This is a genomic window from Micromonospora profundi, from assembly GCF_011927785.1.
GTDB lineage: Bacteria > Actinomycetota > Actinomycetes > Mycobacteriales > Micromonosporaceae > Micromonospora > Micromonospora profundi.
The window spans coordinates 2,012,681-2,034,165 of record NZ_JAATJK010000001.1 but is presented as its reverse complement, the minus strand read 5'-3'; the positions used below and the strand labels follow the sequence as shown (position 1 = coordinate 2,034,165).

At 68.9% G+C, this 21,485-nt stretch carries 22 protein-coding genes and 5 pseudogenes; 9 read left to right on the top strand and 18 right to left on the bottom strand.

Translation table 11 applies throughout. The features are described 5' to 3' along the window. Positions 1-13: 13 nt before the first annotated feature. Positions 14-700: an SDR family NAD(P)-dependent oxidoreductase gene (locus F4558_RS08815; RefSeq protein ID WP_053655715.1), complete on the bottom strand. Its 687-nt coding sequence runs from the start codon at positions 698-700 to the stop codon at positions 14-16. 124 nt (positions 701-824) lie between these two features. Here F4558_RS08815 and F4558_RS08810 point away from each other — a divergent pair, with 124 nt between their 5' ends. Next, positions 825-1,433 (top strand): TetR/AcrR family transcriptional regulator, encoded by a 609-nt coding sequence (locus F4558_RS08810; RefSeq protein ID WP_053655714.1) that lies wholly within the window; start codon positions 825-827, stop codon positions 1,431-1,433. 257 nt (positions 1,434-1,690) lie between these two features. Beyond that, a pseudogene (locus tag F4558_RS31485) lies at positions 1,691-1,984 on the top strand (hypothetical protein); the annotation flags it as partial. Between the two features lie 228 nt (positions 1,985-2,212). Here F4558_RS31485 and F4558_RS08800 read toward each other — a convergent pair. After that, positions 2,213-4,372, bottom strand: coding sequence for a GDSL-type esterase/lipase family protein (locus F4558_RS08800; RefSeq protein WP_167943769.1), 2,160 nt, complete (start codon positions 4,370-4,372; stop codon positions 2,213-2,215). Between the two features lie 595 nt (positions 4,373-4,967). Between F4558_RS08800 and F4558_RS32405 the strand changes: the two are divergent. Further along, positions 4,968-5,138: pseudogene (locus tag F4558_RS32405) on the top strand (IS5/IS1182 family transposase); the annotation flags it as partial. Positions 5,139-5,155: 17 nt separating this feature from the next. Here F4558_RS32405 and F4558_RS31480 read toward each other — a convergent pair. From F4558_RS31480 to F4558_RS08770, 6 genes and pseudogenes are all read right to left on the bottom strand, one after another. Beyond that, on the bottom strand, positions 5,156-5,560 hold the full coding sequence (locus F4558_RS31480) for a hypothetical protein (RefSeq protein ID WP_312877429.1): 405 nt from the start codon (positions 5,558-5,560) through the stop codon (positions 5,156-5,158). A gap of 24 nt (positions 5,561-5,584) precedes the next feature. Then, positions 5,585-5,933: pseudogene (locus F4558_RS31475) on the bottom strand (maleylpyruvate isomerase N-terminal domain-containing protein); the annotation flags it as partial. 119 nt (positions 5,934-6,052) lie between these two features. Then, the gene (locus F4558_RS08785; protein WP_167943768.1) at positions 6,053-7,087 is read right to left on the bottom strand and encodes a hypothetical protein; all 1,035 of its coding nucleotides are present in this window, start codon (positions 7,085-7,087) and stop codon (positions 6,053-6,055) included. Between the two features lie 259 nt (positions 7,088-7,346). Beyond that, complete coding sequence (locus F4558_RS08780) at positions 7,347-7,718, bottom strand: hypothetical protein (RefSeq protein ID WP_053655709.1); 372 nt, start codon at positions 7,716-7,718, stop codon at positions 7,347-7,349. Further along, positions 7,715-8,170 carry a MarR family winged helix-turn-helix transcriptional regulator gene (locus F4558_RS08775; RefSeq protein WP_167943767.1) on the bottom strand — a complete coding sequence of 152 codons (456 nt, stop codon included), beginning with the start codon at positions 8,168-8,170 and terminating at the stop codon, positions 7,715-7,717. Before F4558_RS08775 ends, F4558_RS08780 begins: the two co-directional genes overlap by 4 nt. 37 nt (positions 8,171-8,207) lie before the next feature. After that, positions 8,208-8,330, bottom strand: a pseudogene (locus F4558_RS08770) (IS5/IS1182 family transposase); the annotation flags it as partial. A 436-nt stretch (positions 8,331-8,766) separates the two neighbouring features. On the opposite strand from F4558_RS08770, the gene F4558_RS08760 reads away from it, so the two are divergent. Then, positions 8,767-9,666, top strand: coding sequence for an aldo/keto reductase (locus F4558_RS08760; RefSeq protein ID WP_245241295.1), 900 nt, complete (start codon positions 8,767-8,769; stop codon positions 9,664-9,666). A gap of 161 nt (positions 9,667-9,827) precedes the next feature. Here the strand turns inward: F4558_RS08760 and F4558_RS08755 are convergent, their stop codons facing one another. Together F4558_RS08755 and F4558_RS08750 are read right to left on the bottom strand one after the other, a co-directional pair. Next, positions 9,828-9,965: a hypothetical protein gene (locus tag F4558_RS08755; RefSeq protein ID WP_167943766.1), complete on the bottom strand. Its 138-nt coding sequence runs from the start codon at positions 9,963-9,965 to the stop codon at positions 9,828-9,830. Positions 9,966-10,236: 271 nt separating this feature from the next. After that, positions 10,237-10,992 (bottom strand): NADPH-dependent F420 reductase, encoded by a 756-nt coding sequence (locus tag F4558_RS08750; protein WP_167943765.1) that lies wholly within the window; start codon positions 10,990-10,992, stop codon positions 10,237-10,239. Positions 10,993-11,064: 72 nt separating this feature from the next. Between F4558_RS08750 and F4558_RS08745 the strand changes: the two genes are divergently transcribed. Next, positions 11,065-11,679 carry a TetR/AcrR family transcriptional regulator gene (locus F4558_RS08745; RefSeq protein WP_167943764.1) on the top strand — a complete coding sequence of 205 codons (615 nt, stop codon included), beginning with the start codon at positions 11,065-11,067 and terminating at the stop codon, positions 11,677-11,679. A 53-nt stretch (positions 11,680-11,732) separates the two neighbouring features. On the opposite strand, the gene F4558_RS08740 is transcribed toward F4558_RS08745, so the two are convergent. Further along, entirely contained in the window at positions 11,733-11,930 is a 198-nt protein-coding gene (locus tag F4558_RS08740; protein WP_209274932.1) for a hypothetical protein, read from the bottom strand. Between F4558_RS08740 and F4558_RS08735 the strand changes: the two are divergent. Both F4558_RS08735 and F4558_RS08730 read left to right on the top strand, forming a co-directional pair. Beyond that, a pseudogene (locus tag F4558_RS08735) lies at positions 11,916-12,056 on the top strand (IS5/IS1182 family transposase); the annotation flags it as partial. The gene F4558_RS08740 and the pseudogene F4558_RS08735 overlap by 15 nt on opposite strands. Positions 12,057-12,219: 163 nt before the next feature. Continuing rightward, positions 12,220-12,732 (top strand): tetratricopeptide repeat protein, encoded by a 513-nt coding sequence (locus tag F4558_RS08730; RefSeq protein WP_209273232.1) that lies wholly within the window; start codon positions 12,220-12,222, stop codon positions 12,730-12,732. A gap of 218 nt (positions 12,733-12,950) precedes the next feature. On the opposite strand, the gene F4558_RS08725 is transcribed toward F4558_RS08730, so the two are convergent. Beyond that, positions 12,951-13,667 carry a DUF8817 family protein gene (locus F4558_RS08725; protein WP_167943762.1) on the bottom strand — a complete coding sequence of 239 codons (717 nt, stop codon included), beginning with the start codon at positions 13,665-13,667 and terminating at the stop codon, positions 12,951-12,953. Between the two features lie 158 nt (positions 13,668-13,825). Then, positions 13,826-14,563, bottom strand: a complete 738-nt coding sequence (locus F4558_RS08720) for an SMI1/KNR4 family protein (RefSeq protein ID WP_167943761.1) — start codon at positions 14,561-14,563, stop codon at positions 13,826-13,828. 221 nt (positions 14,564-14,784) lie between these two features. On the opposite strand from F4558_RS08720, the gene F4558_RS08715 reads away from it, so the two are divergent. Then, complete coding sequence (locus F4558_RS08715; protein WP_167943760.1) at positions 14,785-15,360, top strand: dienelactone hydrolase family protein; 576 nt, start codon at positions 14,785-14,787, stop codon at positions 15,358-15,360. A gap of 314 nt (positions 15,361-15,674) precedes the next feature. On the opposite strand, the gene F4558_RS08710 is transcribed toward F4558_RS08715, so the two are convergent. After that, positions 15,675-16,826, bottom strand: a complete 1,152-nt coding sequence (locus tag F4558_RS08710) for an epoxide hydrolase family protein (RefSeq protein ID WP_167943759.1) — start codon at positions 16,824-16,826, stop codon at positions 15,675-15,677. A gap of 332 nt (positions 16,827-17,158) precedes the next feature. Next, positions 17,159-18,178, bottom strand: a complete 1,020-nt coding sequence (locus F4558_RS08705) for an NADPH:quinone reductase (RefSeq protein WP_167943758.1) — start codon at positions 18,176-18,178, stop codon at positions 17,159-17,161. A 98-nt stretch (positions 18,179-18,276) separates the two neighbouring features. Here F4558_RS08705 and F4558_RS08700 point away from each other — a divergent pair, with 98 nt between their 5' ends. Continuing rightward, positions 18,277-18,630, top strand: coding sequence for an ArsR/SmtB family transcription factor (locus F4558_RS08700; protein WP_312877295.1), 354 nt, complete (start codon positions 18,277-18,279; stop codon positions 18,628-18,630). A gap of 111 nt (positions 18,631-18,741) precedes the next feature. Here the strand turns inward: F4558_RS08700 and F4558_RS08695 are convergent, their stop codons facing one another. From F4558_RS08695 to F4558_RS08690, 3 genes are all read right to left on the bottom strand, one after another. Continuing rightward, positions 18,742-19,956 (bottom strand): helix-turn-helix domain-containing protein, encoded by a 1,215-nt coding sequence (locus F4558_RS08695; protein WP_312877294.1) that lies wholly within the window; start codon positions 19,954-19,956, stop codon positions 18,742-18,744. Continuing rightward, a complete protein-coding gene (locus F4558_RS31470; RefSeq protein ID WP_245241294.1) occupies positions 19,943-20,104 on the bottom strand; it encodes a hypothetical protein in 162 nt (53 codons plus the stop codon). The genes F4558_RS08695 and F4558_RS31470 overlap by 14 nt, the downstream gene beginning before the upstream one ends. A gap of 123 nt (positions 20,105-20,227) precedes the next feature. Further along, positions 20,228-21,418, bottom strand: a complete 1,191-nt coding sequence (locus F4558_RS08690) for a helix-turn-helix domain-containing protein (protein ID WP_167947328.1) — start codon at positions 21,416-21,418, stop codon at positions 20,228-20,230. Positions 21,419-21,485: the final 67 nt, after the last annotated feature.

The following is a 21,485-nucleotide window of genomic DNA, read 5'->3' as shown; positions in this document are numbered from 1 at the left end:
CTGTTTCTCCGTGTCACCAGTTCAAGGGGCCGAACTCGTCGGTGAAGGTTCCGCTCGGGCCGTCGGGGCCGAGGGTGGCCAGGCGTACGACGGTCCTGGCGCTCTCCGCTGGCGGGCGTCCGATTCCGAGGGCGGCGGTCATGTCGGTGGCGGTGGGGCCGGGCTCGATCGCGTTGAACGTGATGCCCGGGTTGGCCTTGGCGTACTGGATCGTCAGCATGGTGGCCGCCGACTTGGACGCCGCGTAGAGCGCCGCCGGAAGGTTGTACTCGGGCCGTTCGGGGTTGGTGACCGCCCAGAAGGACCCCATGCTGCTGGAAACGGTGACCACCGTCGGGTTGGACGACTGTCGCAGCAGGGGCAGCGCCGCCTCGGTGACGCGGACGATCCCCACCGCGTTGGTGTCGAACACCCGCAGGGCTTTCGGACCGTCGATGGGACCGTCGCCGAGGATGCCCGCGTTGTTCACGAGGACGTCGAGCCGACCCTCCGCCGAGCCGATGGTCGCCAACGCGCTGTTCACCGACTCGTCGTCGGTGACGTCGAGTTGCACGAACCGTGCGCCCAACTCGGCTGCGGCCTTCTCGCCCCGCTCGACGTCCCGTGCGCCGATGTAGACGGTGTGGCCCAGGTCGAGAAGCTGTCTGGCGGTCTCGAACCCGATGCCCTTGTTGCCACCGGTGATGAGCGTGACGGTCATTCGAATCTCCTACGTGTCGTTGCCCCGGTTTTGTACCGCTCGGTTGCTGAGAACCATAACAGGGTTTTGTACTGATCGGTTGGTGACCCCGGTCACGATCTGTACCGAGCGGTAGACTGGTGCCATGACCACTGCGACACCGACGGGCGGACGTCCCCGGGGCTTCGACGAGGAGACCGTCCTCGACCGGGCGACCGAGGTCTTCTGGCGGCACGGCTACGAGGGCGCGTCGCTGAGCGACCTCACCAAGGCCATGGGCATCAACCGACCCAGCCTGTACGCCACGTTCGGCAACAAGGAGCAACTGTTCGAGCGCGCCTTCACCCGCTACCGCGACACCCAGGCGGCAAACGCCCGCGCCGCGCTCGACGAGCCCACCGCGTACGCCTCGATCGAAGCGTTCCTGCGCGCCAGCGCCGACGGCCTCACCGACCGTGACCACCCGGCGGGCTGCCTCTCCATCCAGGGCGGCCTGGCCTGCTCGCCGGAGAACGCCCGCATCTCCGAGCTCCTGGCCGCCGGCCGCGCCGCCACCGAAGCCGCGCTGCACGAGCGATTGGCTCGCGCCGCGAAGGAGGGAGACCTCCCCGACGGCGTGGACCCCCGCGCCCTGGCCCGGTTCGTGATGGCCCTCAGCGAAGGGCACGCCGTCCACGCCGCGGCCGGCGCGACCCGCGAGGACCTCCAGGCCTCGGTCGACATCGCCCTACGGGCCCTGGCGTTGCACCCCTGAGCCCCGCCCCGGCACGGTCTGCGCCTGAGCCCCGGCACGCTCCGCCCCCGGCACCAGCGCCGCGTATGCACGCCCGGTCACCCTCGGTCGACGCGCGCGTCGTTCGCCTAGCCGGGCGGCGGGCCGGTCCTCGGCTGGGCCAGGGCGCTCCGCTACTCGCCAAGATCCGAGCAAGTTCCCGGATGCTGCTGTCTCCGACGCCCAGGAGACAGCAGCATCCCTGATGCTGCGCGGATCATGGGACGACCATCCGGCCGATGGATCAGATCGGCGGGCGCTGCGCGCCGTCCAGCCGCGCCCTGAACCACCTGGCCGACCGGCGCGCCGAACGCGCCCGGCACGAAGGTCGGTGATGGCGCCTCGACGCCGGCCGACAGGCCCTGCTCGCCCTGGCCCAGCTTTGCAACGGTGACACCATCGCCCGTCTGGCCTGCGGCCTCGCCGTCAGCGACACGACGGCCTGGCAGGACGTCCTCCGGGAAGCGGTCGACCTGCTCGCGGCACACGCCGAGGACCTGAACGCGGCGATGCGGCGCATCGGCCGGCTTGCCTCGGCCAGCGGCTCCGGCCAGACGCCCAACCGGCCTCGGCGCGGACTCCGGAGCACTGTCACCCGTACGCCCCGTTCGGCGAGCACCGCCACCGCCTCGACCTCACAAGGCACCCGGGACGAGTCGCCGCCCCGGCCGGGAGACGAGCGTTTACCGCTTGTCGCGCCCCGGCCGGGACGGCGGGAGAGCTGATGTTCCGCGTCGGCGGCGAAGCCCTGCCGCGGTGCGCTAGCCGACTACGCGGGTCGGTCCGGCCGAGGGCACTCCCTCCCCGGCCACGTTCACCGAGCACACGGCCACGGTGTAGGAATGGCCGCTGACCAGGCCGGTCAGCCGGATCGAGCGGCCGGTGGTGGAGATCGACGAGACGACGGAGCCCGGCTGGGAGTTGTCCAGGTAGTACACGGTGTACGCGCGCACGGTGTCGCTGTACGGCCCGGTCGCGGCGTCCCAGCTCACGTCGATGTAGCCCGGCCCGGCCGTGGTGTTGACGTTCGGCGGGCCGGCCGCGGTCTGCAGGTTGGCGACCGTCACGGAGGCGATCGGTGATTCCGTGGGTGCGGTCGTGTTGCCGCGGATGGCCACGACTCGGAACTCGTAGCGGTGGCCCGGCACCACCCAGTTGACCTTCCACGAGTCGGCGGGGATCGGCAACGGCAGTCGTTGGAAGCCTTCACCGGCGGTCGCGTCACGTTGATAGAGCCAGTAGCCACTGGCGCCGAAGGAGTGCTGCCATTGCAGTTCGATGCCGTTGGCGGTGGCGGTGGCCCGCATCGAGGTGGGCGAGTAGGGCACCATCTGCGGGATGCTTTCGGAGGGGATGGTGTAAGCGGCACCGAGCTGGAACTGGTTCCACAGCACGTTGGCGAACCCCTTGGCGATCTTGTGTTCGCCCTGCGGGTTCGGGTGCAGACCGTCGTAGGCATCGGTGTACGCGTCGTAGCCGGCGGCGATGTCCACCAACCGCACCGGAGAGGTCGCCGTGTTCAACGCCTGCAGAGCGGGGCCCAGCTTGGCGTTGTACGCGCTGATCTTGCTGCCCAGATCCGGTTGCGCGTCCAGCGGTGTGCGTTGCGGGACTGTGGCGACCAGGATGCGGACGTCGGGCCTGCCGGCTCGGGCTTTGGCGATCAGGCTACGCATGTCGGCGATCAGCCCATCCGGGTTGGACACACCCCAGCCCAGGTCGTTGAAGCCCAGCTCGACGAGGAGGTATTTCGGCTGGTACTGGCTTACCCGAGCCTGGATGTCGTTTTTGGTTTGGTGGGCCTGGCGTCCCCATTGGGCGAAGTGGTCGCTATCGAAGGTGAGCCCGTTGCGGTAGACGCCGTTGAAGTAGGGCGGTGCCGACTCGTCCGGGAAGTTCGCCGGGAGGGTCGACGGCAGCCGGGTGGTCCCGCGGTAGGGCCCGACGAAGATGACGTCACGCCCGGCCGCCTTCAGGTGTTCGGCCAGCCGGTACCGCCAGGTGTAGTCGCCCTCAAGGCCCTGGCTGATTGAGTCGCCGACCACCATGATCGAATCGAGGACCGGTCCGAAACCCGTCGGTATGCTCACCGTGGCCCACAACTGAGCGTGATCGGAGTGCGACGACCAGATTCGTTGAACGCTGTGGACCGTCACCGACGGCGGCACGAACACGTAGTCGAGTTTGTCGCTGAAGACGGTGCCCAGCCGTTTATGGGTGGTATCGCCGCCCCGACAATAGGTGACCGGGTCGTCATCCGTTTCCGTTGTTTGCTTAATTTCGTTGCGACAGGGACTGAACGCCTCCTTGAACGTACCGTGTGCCGCATCGCTCCCCGCGGACCGGTAGTTCCGGTGGTAGAAGTTGCTGAGCACGGCGGAGCCCGGGACGTCGTTGAGGTCGCCGGCGAGAAACACGGTGGAGCCGGCGTAGTGGGCTGCGAGCACCCGCTTGACCTCTGCCGCCTCCCGCTTGCGCTGCTCGACGTTCTCCCCAGAATGGACGAGGTGCGCGGTGCAGACCACCAATACCTTGGCGAAGGATCGCAGGCACAGCATTTCGCGCTTCTCGAGGCCCTCCACCGCGGGCAGCTCGTGCGCCACCGGCTGCGGATCAGGCAGAACGCTCTGCTTGTAGATGATGGCGTTGCCGAACGGCGAGTCGTGCTTGCAGGTCGCGACGGCGCCGTCGCCGCCGCGGACCGCGTCGAAGTGCATCCGGTACGTGTCCGGCAGGAGCGCTTCCACCCGATCCAGCCAGTCCAGGCAGCCTTCGTTGATGGTCAGGAACGCGAGCCTGGGCATCCGGCTGTTGATGTCCGCGGCCAACGCGTCGGCGACCTCAAGGCCCTTGCGCCCGTGGGCGTCACTCCCACCGGCCATGTTGAATTGTCCGATGATGGGCTCGTCGGAGTCGGCCACCTGGACGGGCTGCCGCGTTATGGAAGACGGCGCCGGGGCGGAGGACGCTGCCGGGGCGGACGGCGGCGCCGCGGCTGCCGCCGAAGGGCCGACCAGGCATCCGGCCGCTGTGAGTATCGCGACGACCAACCGACTGAGTCTCATCGTTTCCCCCAAATGTGCAGGGGCGCACCTTACGACGTTTGCGCCCCCGTGCACGTCGTGTGGCTGATCATCTTCACCGAAGCGGAATTGGATGGCAATGGGCTGCCCGAATGTTCCGTCCTATGTGGTACGCCGCCAGGCGGGGAACGGCCGGTGCGGCGCGCGGTCGACGCCGCTGCCACCTAGCAGCATCCCTGATGCTGCGCGGATCATGGGACGACCATCCGGCCGATGGATCAGATCGGCGGGCGCTGCGCGCCGTCCAGCCGCGCCCTGAACCACCTGGCCGACCGGCGCCGAACGCGCCCGGCGCGAAGGTCGGTGATGGCGCCTCGACGCCGGCCGAAAGGCCCTGCTCGCGGCGCACGCCGAGGACCTGAACGCGGCGATGCGTCGCATCGGCCGGCTTGCCTACGCGATTCTCGACGCCGCCCTGGTCCCGATCGACCGGGCCCGACGGCAGAAGACCGTCAACCGCCATCACGCCAAGATCCGAGCCGTCGGCGAACGTGCCGTCGCCACCCTCAAGGGCCGGAAAGTCCCAGTCAAGCTTTCCTACTGCCCGCGACGCGTCACCGCGATCGTCCGGGCCATCCTCGTCCTACTTCACGTCCAGGCGCACGATGAATGGGCTCGTTGTTACGCGGACGGGTCCCAGGCGATGAGCTGGTCGAAGACGCGACGGTCCCCGTCCAGCTCCAGCTTCGGCGAATCCAGCTGTATGCGCCCGTAGAAGAACAGGACCAGGTCACTGGCCGTGCCCCGGGCGGAGGTGTGGGCCGTGTCCGGGTCCAGGTCCTCGCTGGCAGCCGGCGCGCCGAGGCGGGCGGCCCGTGCGCCGTCGCGGGACAGCCGAAGGCGCCAAGAGCGGCCCTCGGTGGCGTAGTAATCGACGACCGCGGGTTCGTGCGGCCAGGCGACATCCGTCGAGCAGAGGGTGAACTGGCAGTCGTCGAAACCGTCGAGGGCGACCTCGTCCGGCAGCGGCTCCGGGTCCCCCACGGCGAGCTGGGCATCGTAGGTGTGCACCGCGATCTCGGGCACCTGCCGCCGAGCCCACGCACCGGAGGTTTCCGATGACTGCGAGTCACCCCACCACGTCCAACAGCCGCGGTCCGGGCCCGCCTCACTCAGCCCGCTCGTCAGGCGCTCGACGGACTCGGTCCACCAGGCCAGGAGAGCGTCGCGTTCCCGAGGCGCACCCGCGCCGTCGTCCCAAGCGGACTTCTCCGGTGGAGCGTCGGCCGGCCCTGCGGCGACCCATGCCCAGGTGCTGCACAAGATCGAACAGCGTCCACCCCGGACAGCTCGGCACCGGCACGTCGAGACTGGGCGCCGCAGCGACCGCGGCACGGAAGGCTGTCGACCGTTCGTCGATCAGCCGCAGATGATCAGTGAACGTCAAAGTCTTGTGCACCCCGGCTTTCTACCAGTGCGCTCCGGCAACCGGATAGCGATTTTCGCCAGTCGCGCCACGCCGGGTGACAACGGGCAACCTCGGCGGTGGCGTGCGCCCCACCCTTGGTGCCGGTCTTCTCAGCAGTCGGTCCAGCTCGCTGGGCGCAGTCGAGAGTCGTTCGTGGAGCCCACGACGAGGCCGTTGTCGGCGATTGACCAGCCGAGGACGAGGCGGGCATCGGGGACAGCGCCGTACAGGGTCACGATGCGGTCGCCGTGGACGACGGTTTGGCCAGTGAGCACTGCGCCCCGGGCGTTGACGTCCTGCGGCGTTCTCCCCTCCAGGTTCACGGCGTTCGCCACGCCGGTCCGCAGGTCCCAGCGCACCCAGGTGCCGTCCTCGCGGTCGTCGCTGATGCCGATGCGGCCCACCGCCCACGTTCCCTGAGCCGCCCAGACCCCTGACCAGCGGGCGCCCGGAGCGGTGAGCCGGTCGGTCGTTCCGTCGGGATGGCGTACCCAGCCAAAGCCGCCCGCGGTGCCGACGATGGTGCCGTCGTCGAGGATCTCCTCCGCGCCGGTGACGGGCGGGCTGTCGATCACCTCGACGGTGCCCGGTCGATCGGCAGGCCAGAGCAGCGGGATGGTCGTCTCGGTCTCCTCGACAGCGCCGTAGCCGACGACGTCGCCGCGCGAGTTGATTGCCACCGCCCAGGTGCCGGAGACCGTCGTCGGGGCCGGCAACCACTCGAAGTGGCCGTTGCTGTAGCGCCAGGGGCGGTAAACGTTGTCGACGGAGGCGCTGCCGACGACTACTCCGTACCTGTTGATGCTACTGGGAATGTGGTCCACTGCCGTGGGGACGACGGTGAGTCGGGGTTCGTTCCACACTCCTGGCCTGGGGTGGAGCGGCGGCACGGTCCAGAGCAGCATCAGCGGCTGCCAGACGTCGCCGGTGATCCGGTAGCCGAGGCCGGCGACGAACCGGCCGGTCGGGTCGACCTCCACGGCTCGACCGACCATATCCGCCGGTAGAGGCAGCGGGTGCAGCGCGCAGACCGAGGCGGTCCGGTGCGTCGTCGCGGCCGCGGCGACGCCGGGCAGGCCCAGCGTCGCGGCAAGCGCCCCGACGGCGATACCAGCCAGAACTCTGCTCCGAACAGTCCGGGTCATCGCTGCTCCCAGTGGTGTGCGGTGGTGGTGAAACCGAAGCGTGCTGACGTTCCCATCGGAAGTGCCCTGCCGGTAGCTGCGCAGTGACGTTTTCCGTTATCGCACGACCGCCGTGTTGCGAGCCCGTTGCGCTGCAGCCGTTGAGCCGGCCAGTCGGCGAGAGGTTCGGCAGATGGACTTCAGTCTATGCACACTTGCCGGGTTCGGGTGGTACACCGTGGACTTCGCGACGTCGAGATGCTGGTCAAGGGGCTCGGGTTCAGCTGAGCGCGACGGTGAGCGAGCACGCCGCCAGGACCACGCATGTTGGTGTCATCACCAGGCGTTCGGCGCGGCTTCGCGAGATTGCGTTGAGCGCGATCCCGATTGCGAAGTACCCGAAGAGCACCCACGTCGTGATGCCGACGAACGGCCTGAAAGGCCCGAAGGTTTCGGCGCGCGCGAGCAGCACCCAGGCTATGACGGCGTAGACGACGACCGACACTGCGCTGCCGACTCGCAGTCGACGCGGCAGTGTTTCGTGCTGCCCACCCCATACCAGCCGCCCGTACGGCCGGCCGGCCGCGACGAGCACCTGGAGCACAGCGAGTGCGGTGAGTACAACAGTGGCCACGATGGCGGCGACGCTCATGCCGTCACCTCCTGCCCGGCGAGATAGCGTGCGGCGTTGGCGACAAGCGTGTCCAGCGCGCTCTGCAGCGCTTCGAGATCGATACCGTCCTCGATGCCGTCGTCGATCTCCGCGAGCCCTTTCCATGCCGCGTCGAGGAGTTCCCGACCCTTTCTCGTGACGGCGACGCGATTCGCGCGCTGGTCGGTGGCATCCGGAGCGACCTCGACGAGCCCGCGCGCGACGAGTTCGACCAGGCGCTGCGTCACCGCCGCTCTGGACACGTCGAGGGCTTGGGCGATCTTGCTCTGTCGCGCAGGGCCGATCGCGTGGATCGTCACCAGCGCGGCGAACATCGAAAGGGTCACGTCGTGCATGTTCCGCAGGTGCGCGTCAGCGACGCGGTCGACGAGCGTGGTGGCGCGGTGAAGCGTGAGCACGAGGCGTTGTGCCGAGAGCGTGGCGACATCCATAATGTTAAGGTCTTACCAAAAATGAGATGGGGCGTCAACCGGCGGCCAGCCGGGTGAACGGGTCACCGTCGCGCAGATGCGCCAACGCGAGGAGCGCTTGCTGGCCGGGGTTGAGGCGACGCCAGTGCGAACGGCGCTGGCGGCGGTGGCTGCGGATCAGGTCGGCGGGGTGAGTTGGAAGACGCTCAATGGTGGTCAGCGGGTGAGGCCGACCAGCGTCGCCAGTCGCGCCACGCCGGCCGGCGCCGGGTGCCCCCCGGGCGACTTCGGCGATGAGGGTACGCGCCAGAGGCCGGCACCGAACCTCGGCCGGCGCGACACTCGCGGCAGCCACCACCACCCGGGCCAACTCGACGGCGATCGGCCCGCAGCTGGTGCGATACGTGTCGTCGTACCCCCTCAGGCCGGCGGCGATCCCCGCGGCCCGGTCGGTCAGCTCGTCGGCGCGGTGGTGCTCTCCGCAGCCGGCGGCGGCAAGCGCAACCTGGACCAACAGCGTCCCACCACGGCCCACTCCCCCGCCGACCGCAGCCCCGCCCTCGGGCACCGCTAACGGACTGGACCTCAATTGCGGTTGAGGTTTTAGGGTGTGGGTCATGCCAAGTGCCGAGATGGGAACGCGTTTATCCATGGGTCGCGATACTTTCGGCCGTCAGGGATTCGGTGCGATGAGGTTGCGCGATGGAACCGGCGACGGCACCGACCGTGACCCGGTGGCGGTGGTCCACGCCGCCCTTGATGCGGGCGTCACGATGGTGGACACCGCAGATGCCTACCAGAATGAAGAGCTGGTCGGCAGGGCAATCCGAGGGCGCCGTGATGAGGTGCTGCTGGCCAGCAAGTTCGGGTTGGTATGGCGAGGTGAGCTCGCCGGCGGCTTCGATGTACGGGCTGACCGGTCGTACGTGCGGCAGGCGAGCGAGGCGAGCCTGCGACGGCTCGGTGTCGACGTGATCGACCTCTACTACCTGCACCATCGCAGTGAAAGGGTCCCGATCGAGGAAACCGTCGAAGCCATGGCCGAACTGGTCAACCAGGGGAAGGTACGCGCCCTTGGCCTGTCCAACGTGACGGCGGACGACCTACGCCGCGCACACGCCGTTCACCCGATCGCGGCGCTACAGGAGCAGTGGTCACTGGTGCAGAGCGACATCGAGCAGGAGCTGCTGCCTACCGTGGCCGACCTCGGAGTGGTGATCGTGGCCCACTCCCCAAACGGTCATGGACTCCTCCACCAGCCTCCGAGCACAGCCGACGAGCAAGTAGCGAGCGGCCTACGCGCCGCACTGGGCGAGATCGCCAGTAGACACGACACTACGAGCGGGCAGGTCGCACTGGCCTGGGTGCACCATCGGCAGCAGGTACACGGTGTGCCGGTCATCCCGATCCCGGGGACCACCAGCGTCCGCCACCTGCGTTCCAACGTCGCCGCGGCCGACCTAAGCCTGTCCGACGACGACCTGCGCCGGCTCGATACCCTCCGAGCTGCGTCGTGACCCGCACACCGTGTCCGGTTACGGATCGTCTTACGGGACGGGTTGGACGGGCTTCATGGTCAACATCGCCAGGCTCCCAACTCCCCGGTGACCGAGCCGCGCTATCGCCCACGCTGCCCGGACTGGATGAGGATGCAGTCCAACTCAAGCTTTGCCAGGGGCTACCGGTCGCGGCATTGAGCGCGAAGCGGAATTCCTTCCCACTCAGGAAGGGCGCGGTCGTAGTCCTCGGTGAGGCTGTGCTTGCCCTCGATGCCGGCGTTGTTGACGACCCCGTCGATGTGCCCGGACGTCTCCATCGTCGTCCGGACATCGGCGACGACTTCCTCCCCCGGGAGACGTCGGCCGTGACGAGCAGGGCGGAGGTTCCGGGAGCAGCTTTCTGGATCTCGTCGCGGGTGTCGGTCAGGCCCTGTTCGTCGAGGTCGACCAGGGTCAGCTGCGTCCCCTCGGTGGCCAGGAGGACGGCGGTGGCGCGGCCGATTCCGACCCTGCGCCGGTGATGATGATGGTCTGGCCGGTGAAGTCACGCATCACGGCACTCTGCTGCCGCGCGCGGTGTCCCGCCGCTCATTTGGCGTCCAGCCCGGGCAGGTACCCGCCGGCGGTGCCGCGTACGGGCGATTCGGTGAGTTTTCTGATCTGGTCGGCGGAAACTATGGCGCCGGGGTTGGTGACGTGCCACCGGTAGGCCTCCTCCCGGTCGAGGCCCTTGGGTGCCTCTCCGGCGAAGTAGGGCTGAACGTAGACCGGGGTGTTGGGTTCGCTGCGCCAACTGTCGGCGAGGGTGCCGATGTCCACGGCGTCGTAGCCCAGGGTGTCGAGCAGCGCGGCCACCTCCGCCTTGGCGGCGATGTCGTCGCCGGCGATGGGCAGGGCGCTGCGGTCGGGGTCGCCCGCGGGCCGCGCCAGCTTGCCGAGGCTCAGGTAGGTGATGTTGTTGAACGCCTTGACCACGCGCGAGCCGGCCAGGTGCCGTTGCACGAGTTGGCTCGAGGTCAGCTCGTTGGAGTCCAGCTCCGGCATGCGGTCGTCGCGTTGCGGATAGTAGTTCAGCGTGTCGATCACGATCTTGCCGGCCAGTTCCGCCGCGGGGAGCCGACGGTAGGCGTTCAGGGGGATGGTGGCCACCACGAGGTCGCCTGCTCGCGCGGCGTCGGCGGGGGTGCCGGCGCGGGCGTGGTCGCCGAGGTCGGCGACGAGGTCGGCGAGGGTCTCGGGGCCGCGGGAGTTGCTCAGTACGACGTCCAGGCCGGCGGCCACGGCTAGGCGGGCCAGAGTGGAGCCGATCATGCCGGCGCCGATCATGCCGAGGGTGGGGGTCATGGCTTCCTCCAGTCGACGTTTCCCTACGACTGTAGGTTAACCTACAGTCGTAGGCAATGTAGGCTGGCTCACGTGTCCAGGACGGAAGGCGGCCCTGCCGCGGGCGATCGCCGGGTACGGCGTACCCATGCGGCATTGCGAAGTGCGCTGATCCGCCTGGCCGAGGACCGGGAGTTGTCGCAGATCAGCGTCGCCGACGTCGCCGGGCAGGCGGGCGTGAGCCGCTCGACCTTCTACGACCATTACCGGGACGTGCACGAGCTGGCCGAGGCCGCTTGCACGGGGATGATCGACGAGTTGGTCGACGTGATGACCGCCCTGGGCGGCGACCCGGCGACCGGGGACCCGCTCGGATCGCTGCAGACGTTCTTCGCTGCTCTCGCCGAGCACGCCAGCCTGTATCGCAGCTTGCTGGGACCGCAGGGAAGTGCCCGCGTCATCGACCACATCCGGCGCCGCATGGCGGCCGCCGCGTTGCAGAGGTCGACCGGCAAGAGCACGGCCACGCCCGACGATCCGCACAATGTGCCCGCCGCGTTCGTCGCGGGCGCGATCGTCGGGGTGGCCGCCGACTGGCTGCAGCGCGACTGCGCCCACACGCCGTCGGAGATGGCCAAGCTGACCTGGCCCATTCTCTCCGTGTGTCACTTCGACGCACACCCGTCAGCACCCCGGCCCCGACCGTGACGGTCGCGGGCCGCCGGGCCCGCGACGCTGGTCACGTGAGATCGACGAGCGCTCTACCGACCACGCCGTTCTCCGCGGCGAGGTGCGCCGCCGCAGTCTCGGCCAGGGGGGAAGCGCAGCAGCGGCAGCCCGTGCTCCTCGCCCACTCCCATCGCGCCGTCGCGCACCGCCGCGGCGACGTCGTCCGCCGCGGCCGCCAACCGCTCGGCGCCCCGGAAGAGGTAGAAGAACTGGAGGTCAACCGGGCACACGCGAAGATCCGCGCCCGCGGTGAGCGCGCGATCGCCACGCTCAAGACCTGGAAGATCCTGATCAAATTGCGCTGCCTCCCACGCCGAGGCACCGCGATCGTGCAGGCCATCCTCGTTCTGCACTATGGCGCGCGCTGCGCTCGACCGTCGACGTGGCGGCAAGGAGGCAACCCGTCAAATTCCGATACAAACGCTGCAAATGCTAGGCCGGCCCACAGGTAGGCGCCTGCGGACGAGGCTGCGATAGGGTGAATTGATCTTTAGGCCCGTACGCATGAGGGGTACCGGAGTGACGACCGATGTGACGCCGGAACTGACCGAGGCGATCCAGCGCGGCTACGACCAGCGCGACCGCGCGAACATGGCGCCGACGATCGCCTACTTCCAGGCGTTGCTCGCCGAACACCCTGACCACCCCGTCCTCGTATACGAGGTGGGTGGCGCCTACGACACCGCGGGCCAGGAGCAGACCGCCCGCGGCTACTACGAGCGGGCGCTCGCTCTCGGCCTCGACGGCGACGTCCTGCGCCGGTGTCTGTGCCAGTACGCCAGCACGCTGAAGTGGCTGGGCGAGCTGGACGAGTCGCTGGCGGTGCTCGACCGCGCCCGTAGGGAGTTCCCCGACTCCGACTCCGTGCGCGTCTTCCGCGCCCTGACCCTCAACGACGCCCAGCGGCCAGACGAGGCGGTGGCCGAGTTGCTCACCGTCGTCACCGGGCACGCGGAGGTCACCGACCTCGGGCGGTGGGCGGTCGGGCTGCGCGGCCTCGCCCAGTGGCTCGCCGACGGCCGCCCCGAATAGGAAGCATCTACCCTGCACAAGGCCAGCCCAGGGGGATTGACACGTGGTGACCTTGGCCGGTGGGCGCGACCGCGACCGGCATGCATTCGGCAGTGATCGACGGCGGAGCGGCTAGATATCCGCTTCTGCCGCGATCCGCGCGCTGCGAAGCGCGACCACCCAGCAGCCCGGAGTGTCCGGATATGCCGAGATGAGGGAGGCGTTCGTATGGTGAGTCACTACAGTGCTGCTGCGAGGTCGGCGGCGTTGTCGAACGCGGGTGCCGCCCTTTCGGATTCGTCTTCCGTGAGCGTGACGGACCGGGCGCGGGCCAGCATCTCGGCCGCAGTCTTTGGATCGCGCAGCACCACCGCGAGTTCGGCGCGGTAGACCAGGACCTCTACCTGCTCGGCCGGGTCGTCGTCGGCTTGCGGGCGGGCCAACGCGCTGTCGAGGATCCGAACGGCCTGTCCGACGCTTCCCCTGGAATCGGCCTGCACGACAGCATTCGCTAGGGCCTTGGCCAGCCGCCCGGCAGGCGTGGCGACCGGCATGGGCGCGGTGGCGGCGTCCCGAAAGACGCGGATCCAGTTGCCGCCCGGGTCGATGACGCTGAACCCGCCCAACCCGTCGGCGTTCTTCCGCGCCCTGGGCCGGGTCATCCGCGGCGTTCCGGACACCAGTACCTTGCCGTACGCGGCGCGCATGCCGGCTGCGAATGCCCGGTGTAGTCCCTCGATGTCCGCGGTGAGTACGAGACAGGAGCCATAGGACTGTTCCGGGTCAAACCCGGGGATCTCGAAGAACTGCAGATGCAGGTCTTCCCGCTGAACCCCCACACACGCGTTGGGCTTGCGTTGCTTGTACGTGGTGCGGAAGCCGAGAACTCCATAGAAGGTTTCGATGTCGTCAATGGATGCGCACGGCAGCAGGGGAACGGTCCGCTCGTTGGCCATGCCTCCTTCCTAAGCGTCGCAGGGTGTCCGTCGCACATGGAAATAGCCGATCATCGCCTTCGGCCATCCGATCGTCTGATGACCCAGAACCCAACGCTGCCCAGCCGAGCCATCGGCGGCGCACTCGTCCGTGAGGACAGCCGTACAGCGGGCCGTCATCAGGGGCATGGACTGCGAGCTTGAACGTTCTGCAGCCATGCCGGACGCACCCCCCAAGAGTCCGACGGCGTGCTGCCCCATTCGCACTCTGGTCCCGCAAGGCGATCGATCTCTAGAGGGGATTTGTCAGGATCAGCCGCGAACAGTTCCAGATCCTCGGCGTAGCGGACGAGCAGCTGCGTCCAGGACGGAGCCAGCACGTCCCACGTGGCGCATTCGACATCGACCCGAACCACCTGTCCGGGCGTTCCCCCCGGTGCCGGATCAAAGTCGAGCAGCCACCGCACGTCGCCATTCATGTCGCCCACGACCACTGCGCCCGGCGAACCGATGATCGGTCGCACCGGTCCGTTCAGCCAGAGATGTTCGCCTTGGTCCACCAGGTATGCCCAGACCTGAGGATCGTCCCATTCCGGCTCCGGGTGATAGTTGTCGCGCCACATCCGGGTCATCTCGATGATCTCGTTGGTGTCGTAGAGGTAATCCAGCGGCACCGGGCTGGGCTGGAGCTGACCCGAGTCGTACCTCCACTTGGTTCCGTTGTGGATGCGGAGGCTGGCGCGGAAATCCTGCGGCAGTGGCACGGCCAACGCGGCCTCCACCGCATCGATCGCCTGTACCGGGGCCGGGGCCTTGAGCTGCCGTAGGGATGCCGGCAGGACGCGACTCAGGCCAGCCTCGATCCGCCTCCACGCCTCGGTAACGCCCTTGTCGACGCCGGCTCCAGTGTCTGTCACGACGCAGACTCTAGACATCGCCACCGCAGGCGCACCTGCCTCATCTGCCGCGATCCGCGCGCTGCGAAGTGTGACCACCCAGCAGCCCTCGGAGTGTCCGGACATGCCGAGGAGCGGTCATGTGCTCAGTCCTCGTCCCGCCAGAGGCGGAAAACGGCTGGTCCGCCCGCCGTGTCGTAGAGTGCCCGTACACGGCGGCAGCTCAAGACCAGGGGGATTTCATGGCTGAGGTGTTGCTGTTCCACCACGCGCTGGGCCAGACTTCAGGATTCCTCGCGTTCGCCGACGACCTGCGGCGTGCCGGGCACACCATCCACACCCCGGACCTGTACGACGGCCGCACGTTCCACACCCTGAACGAGGGCATCGCCTACGCCGAGGAACTCGGCTTCGGCAACATCATCGAACGCGGCACGCGGATAGCCAACGAGCTGCCCAGCGATCTGACCTACGCCGGCTTCTCTCTGGGCGTGCTTCCGGCGCAGAAGCTGGCGCAGACCCGGCCCGGAGCACGGGGGGCGTTGCTGTTCTACTCCTGCGTGCCGGTGTCGGAGTTCGGCTCGTCATGGCCGGCCGACGTCCCAGTGCAGATCCACGGCATGGACGCCGACCCGATCTTCATGAACGAGGGCGACGTGGACGCCGCCCGTGAAATCGTCGCGTCCGCCCCGCAGGCCGAACTGTTCCTGTACCCGGGAGACCAGCACTACTTCGCCGATTCCAGCCTGCCGTCCTACGACCCCCAAGCCACGGCCCTGCTCAACAAGAGGGTGCTCGACTTCCTCGCCAGCCGCTAAACGCCTGCAGCCTCACGGAACCCTGTTGTTGTCCGGCCTCGGTTGTCGGGCCCCGCAGCGAGCCACACAGCGAAGACCTCAACACGGACACCAGGCCAGCGGCCCTGTCGAAGGAACCACAGCATCCGCTCATGCCGCGATCCGCGCGCTGCGAAGCGCGACCACCCAGCAGCCCTCGGAGTGTCCGGACATGCCGAGTTGAGGGCGTTTGACAGGTGCGTTGAACGGAACGGCGTTCACGGGTAGCTTCTCGATCGATGCATGCGGAACCCGGCAGCGGGAGCCGGGCCGGTGTGACCCGGCTCCCTTGCTGATCAGTACGGGCGGAGCGACGTGAAGAACTGCCTCAGTTCGTCGGCGAGCAGGTCCGGTTCCTCCAGCGGCATGAAGTGTCCTCCCCTACCTGGCTCGCTCCAGTGCCGGATGTCGGTGCAGGCGCGTTCGGCGATCTCGCGCGGGAAGTTGGCCTGCGACGGTTCGGTGCTCACCGTGAACGCGGCCGGCACGGTGATGTCAGGTCGTGGACTGTTGTGGTCGAAGTCGAAGTACTGCCGGAACGAGGAGCCGATCGCGCCGCTCGCCCAGTACAGAGTGATGGTCGTGAGCAGGGTATCCCGGTCGAACCGGCTTTCCAGGTCCCCGTGGTTGTCGCTCCAGTCTCGGTACTTGTCGACGAGCCAGGCGGCCAGTCCGGCCGGCGAGTCGACCAGCGCCGCGGCGATGGTGTCCGGCCGGGTGCCCATGATGGCGCTGTAGCCGCCATCGGTTTGGTCGTACGCCGCTTCGGCGTCGAGATACGCCTGCTCGGCGGGCGACAGCGGGTGGGAGTCGAAGCTGGCCGGGAACGGTGGGTGGATCATGTGAATGCCGGCCACCTGCTCGGGGTACAGAGCGCCCAGCCAACCGGTGACCACGCCGCCGACATCGCCACCGAAGGCGCCGTAACGCTGGTAGCCAAGGACGTCGGTCATCAACAGGTGCAGCGTCTGCGCCAGCGCAGCGCGGGTGAGCGGACCCTTCGGCAGCTCCGAGTACAGAAAGCCTGGCAGCGAGGGAACCACCACATCGAACGCGTCGGCGGGGTCGCCCCCGTGGCGAGCGGGGTTGGTCAGGCGATCGACCAGCGGCAGCATCTCGACGAAGCTGCTGGGCCAGCCGTGGCTCAGGATCAGCGGCAGCGGCGCGGGCGCGCCTGCCGGACGCACCCCGGGTACGCGAAGGAAGTGCATGCGCCGGCCGCCGATCTGGGCCTGGTAATGCGGCAGTGCGTTGAGTTCGACTTCCCGGGCACGCCAGTCGAACCCGTCGAGCCAGTAGGACAGCAGGTGCCGCAGGTAGTCGGGGTCCGTGCCGGCCTGCCACGGCTGGTCGCCGCTGCGGGCGGTGAAGCGGCTACGGGCCAGTCGGGCCCGCAGGTCGTCGAGTACCTCGTCGGATACATCGATACGGAACGGGGAGAAGGTCATTGTTCCTCCGGCTAGGAGGGCGCTCCCCGACGCGAGGTCAGCGGACAGAGATAGCCGGGTGGAGCGCCCAGACGTGACATTGGGTGTTCACCGGGCTCACCTCCCCTCATCGCTGACGCGGGTCATCCTACACATCCTCTTCTGCCGCGATCCGCTCGCTATTCGGTCATGGCAAGGCGGCGCCCTCAGCGCCCGGACATGCCGCCGATCGTGCGGGCCGTCAAGCGATGTGCCATCACGTGCCGTAGTTCCTCCCGACATCCTGTGGCACGCGGAGCCGATGAGCGGACCGGCAGCCGATGCGAGTCGGAGATGCGGTAGATGGTTGAACTTCAGGGCGTGACGTCTACCAGTACCTTGCCGACCGCGCCGGCCTCCACCGCTCGGTGAGCGTCGGCGGTGCGGTGCAGCGGGAAGCGGTGCAGTGGCAGGCCGTGTTCTTCGCCGACCGGCAGGGCGCCGTCGCGGATGGCGGCGGCGACGTCCTCGACGGCTGCGGCGCGCGCCTGCGGGCCAGCCGTATAGAGCACCAGGAACTGTAGGCGCGTGTTCAGCACCATGTTCTGCCCCACGTTCAGTTCGACCGCATGTCCGCCCTGGTTGGCGTACGTCGCGATCGTGCCGCGGGTACGCAGCACGGCCAGATCCAGTGCTAGGTTCGCGCCCAGCGCCACCTCGGCGACGATGTCGACGCCGTCCGGGGCGATCGCGCGGGTGGCGGCGGCCGGGTCGCCCTCGCGATAGTTGATGACGTGGTGGGCGCCAGCCGCGATGGCGAGCTTCGCCTTCTGCGGGCCGCTGACCGTGCCGATCACGGTGGCGCCGGCCCATCGGGCGAGCTGGATCACTGCGTGCCCGACCGCGCCGGCCCCGCCGGCGGCGAGCACCACCTTGCCGTCGAGTACGCCGGGGTGAAGGCGGCGTGGCCCGTCCTCGGCGACGGTGAGTGCGCGGTGTGCGGTGAGTGCGGGAACGCCGAGCGAGGCGCCGACGTCGAAGCTGGCCTCGTCTGGCAGCGGCACGGCCTGATCGGCGGGTACGACGGTGAACTCGGCGGCGGTGCCGGTGGGCCGCCCCGCGGCGGCCATGAACAGCCACACCCGCTGACCGACCCGGCTCGGGTCGACGCCGTCACCGACGGCGTCGATCACACCGGCACCGTCGAGGTGCGGGGTGATCTCGGAGAACATCTTGCGGTGGGCGACGCCGGAGCGGGCCTGCCAGTCGGCCGGGTTGACCCCGGACACGGCAACCCGGACGCGGACTTCGCCGGGTGCGGGCGTGGGCCCGTCACGCTCGACGAGTTGGAGAACGTCAGGACCGCCGTTGTCGCGGTAGATGATCGCCTTCATGATCCATCCAATGTTCGATCTGCATCGAACTGTTCGAGGCGCGTCGAACAGTACGATGGGAGTCGAACTTTTCGCAACTTCTGGCTAGGCTTCGTCTCGTGACCGAGGTGATCGAACCCGCCATCGAGACCGTGACGATCGACGTCGTGCTCAGCGCGCTTGCCGACCCGGTGCGGCTTACGCTCGTGCGCGCCCTCGACGCCGCTGGGGACTGGACCTGCGGCAGCGACGTCCTCAAGGACACTGGCGTCACCATCGGCAAGTCAACGCTGTCGCACCACATCAAGGTCCTGCGCGATGCCGGCCTGATCCGCACGCGCGTCAACGGCACACGCCGACTCGTCACGCTGCGCTACGCCGAGGTGGACCAACGCTTTCCCGGCCTGCTGACCATGCTCCGCGAACACGGCCCTACCCGTGGCGCCGCGAAGGCACCCTCCTCAACCGCATGACACGTGAACCGGGGAAGGTGAATGGCGGGTCCCGTCGCAAAGACCTGCACACCTCGGCCGACATCGCCGTGCGGGCCCTAGCGTGCACCCCTGCCCCTGTCGCAGCGGCGGTCAGCGGGTCAGACCGACCAAGGTCGCCAGTCGCGCCACACCGGCCGGCGCCGGCTGCGCGCGGGCAACATCGGCGATCACGGTACGCGCCAACGGCCGGCACCGAACCTCACCCGGCGCGACACTGTCCGCGTCCACCAGCGCCCGCGCCGCCCCGCGCACGTCACCCACCTGGAGGTACGCCCGCGCGGCGTCGACCAGGTACGCACCCCGATACTCGGCCGGCAACCGCCGCCACCCCTCCCGCCGCACCACTATCGCGTGCCGCCGCACCGCCTCGACGGCATCACCCCGCGAGGCCACCACCAGCACCCGAGCCAGCTCGACGGCGACCGGCCCGAAACTGGTGCGGTGCGTGTCGTCGTACCCCCGAAGGTTTGCGGCGACGCCCGCGGCCCGGTCGGTCAGCTCGTCGGCGCGGCGGTGCTCGCCGCAGCCGGCGGCGGCGAGGGCGGCCTGAACCAGCAACGTCCCAACCACCGCCCTCCCCCTGTGCTCGCCCTGACCTTGGTGATCAAGAATTTTGCGGGCAGTGCGATCGCCACTCTCTTGATCACCACAGTGGGACGACTGTGGGAGGACGCGGTTGGCGGCGGGAAGCAGCACGGCCAGGGCCAGGCGGTCGCGGTCCTGCGCACGGAGCGCCTGGCCCACCGAGATGGTCGCCGTCGCCGCGAGCAGCGGGCCGTCGCCGGCGGCGGACATCGCGCGGTCGGCGGCCAGCCAGGCGAGGTCGTCCTCGCCGAGCTTCACCAGCAGCGACGAGGTGATCCGGTACGCCTGCACCAGCAGCTCCGCCGGCCCCGCGCCCTGGGCGGCGTCGAGCAGACCCGGCAGCACCCGCAGCAACTGCCCGTAGTGCGCGTGCTGATAGGTCAACCACGCGTGCCCGACCTGCCTTCTCAACTCGTCTGTCCGTGGTGGAGCCTGCGGGGTGTCGTAGCGGGCGAGAGCGGCCCGGATGTCGTCCACCCCGTCCGGCGTGCTCGCCGGGGTGCCCTGCGGCTGGCCGAGCAGCACCTCCGGATCGACCCGCAGCACGTCGGCCAACTCCTGGATCACCGAGTACCGGTCCAGGGCGCGAGCGCCCCGCTCGATCTTGTCCACCCAGGACTTCGACCTGCGCAGCCGGTCGGCGAGCATCTGCTGCGTCATCTGTCGCCGTACCCGCCAGCGGGCCACCCGCCGGCCGATGGGGAGGTCATCGCTGGTCACGCCGCCACCGCCGGTCCGGGACCGCGCGGGTCGTGTCCTCCACGGGTACGCGCTCCGCCTCGGCCTGAGCGAGGAGGCGCTGTTTGGCGGCCTCCCGCTCGGCGGCCTCGTCATCGTTCTCCGGAGCGTTGTCGTCCTGACCGCTCATCCCCGCCTCCTCCGGTCGAGGCCGGGCGGCTCGCTATCGATCCCGCCGCGCCGGGCCAACGGGACGCGCTCGCATCCCAGACCGGACAGTAGGGCGAACAGGTAATGCGGTGATTACTGGCAGTTATGCGGCCAGGTTGATGCCGATGCGGCCGGCGAGCAGGCGCAAGTCGTCGGGGATGGCTCGGCGCTGGGCACGCTGGGCCAGGGTCACCACGGCATCGCGGGCGAGGGGGTTGATGGCGAACGGGATCGGTGCGGCTTGCTCGGCCTGGACGAATGCGGCTAGTGCCCCAACGTCACGGCGACCGCCGTCCGCTAGGGCGCGACCGAGGTCGAGCCAATAGGACTGTTGGCGGATCGATGCCATGAGTACCTGCGGTCGCACCGTTCGAGAAAGCTCAATGACCCGGCCGGACTCGCCCTGCTCAGCCGCGATGGACATCTCCCACAGCCCGACGTTGGTCGGTCCGAACCCACAGCCGTTGAAGCCAGCGCCGTCGGCCGGATCCCCGAGGGTCGCCGCCTCGCGAGCTGCCTCCGCGAGGTGGTCGCGGGTGACATCCAGACGACCGCTCACCGCCGAGGTCAGCGCAGCGGAGAGGTGGAGCTGGCCGAGCATTTGTCGTACTCGCTCGTCTGCGGCGTCGGCTTGAAGCTCGGCCAGGGACCGGTCCGCAGCACGGGCCGCGACGGGCGCGGACTCGATCGGCAAGCTCTGCGCGTAGGCGAAACGAGATGCTGCGATCCACGCTGGATCCTCAGCGTCCTCGGCGACCGTCCCGGAGAGCCGGGCAGCATTGAGAGCCAGATGCCGGTGTCCGAGGTTCCGCAGGCAGGTAGAGGCTTGATAGGCCACCTGGACGAGCGCGGTGCCGCCTACGGCTGCGGCTTCGAGCAGGAGGTTTGGAAGTAAACGAGCCATCGCCGGATAGTTGCAGGAGGTGCGGAGCTGTTCGGCGCGGGCGATCTCGGCGGTCAGCCGATCTGCTGCGTAGGTCGACTGGCGGCGCTCGCCGTCCTCGATCTCGATCAGGGCGGACCAGATGGCTGGCACGCACTCGGCGGCGCTCTCGCGGGCCGGGTCGCCGGGCTCGGTACCCTGGCCGAGCAGGTCGGCCACAGTGACCTGGAGTGCGGCAGCGAGTGCGACCAGGGTGGAGCGACGGTCGATCGTCTTCCGGCCCGACTCGACCTGTGACACGTAGGACTGGGTGACGCCAGCGAGTCCGGCGAGGACGGCCTGAGTCATCCCGCCACGGCGCATCCGCCAGTACCGGATCCTGGCCCCGATGGTGTCCGGCTTCTTCACCATGCCGTCGCCCACTCCCAGGTAGTTGACTGAGTTAGCGCCCACCGGCCCCTATCCCCGCACGCTTGGA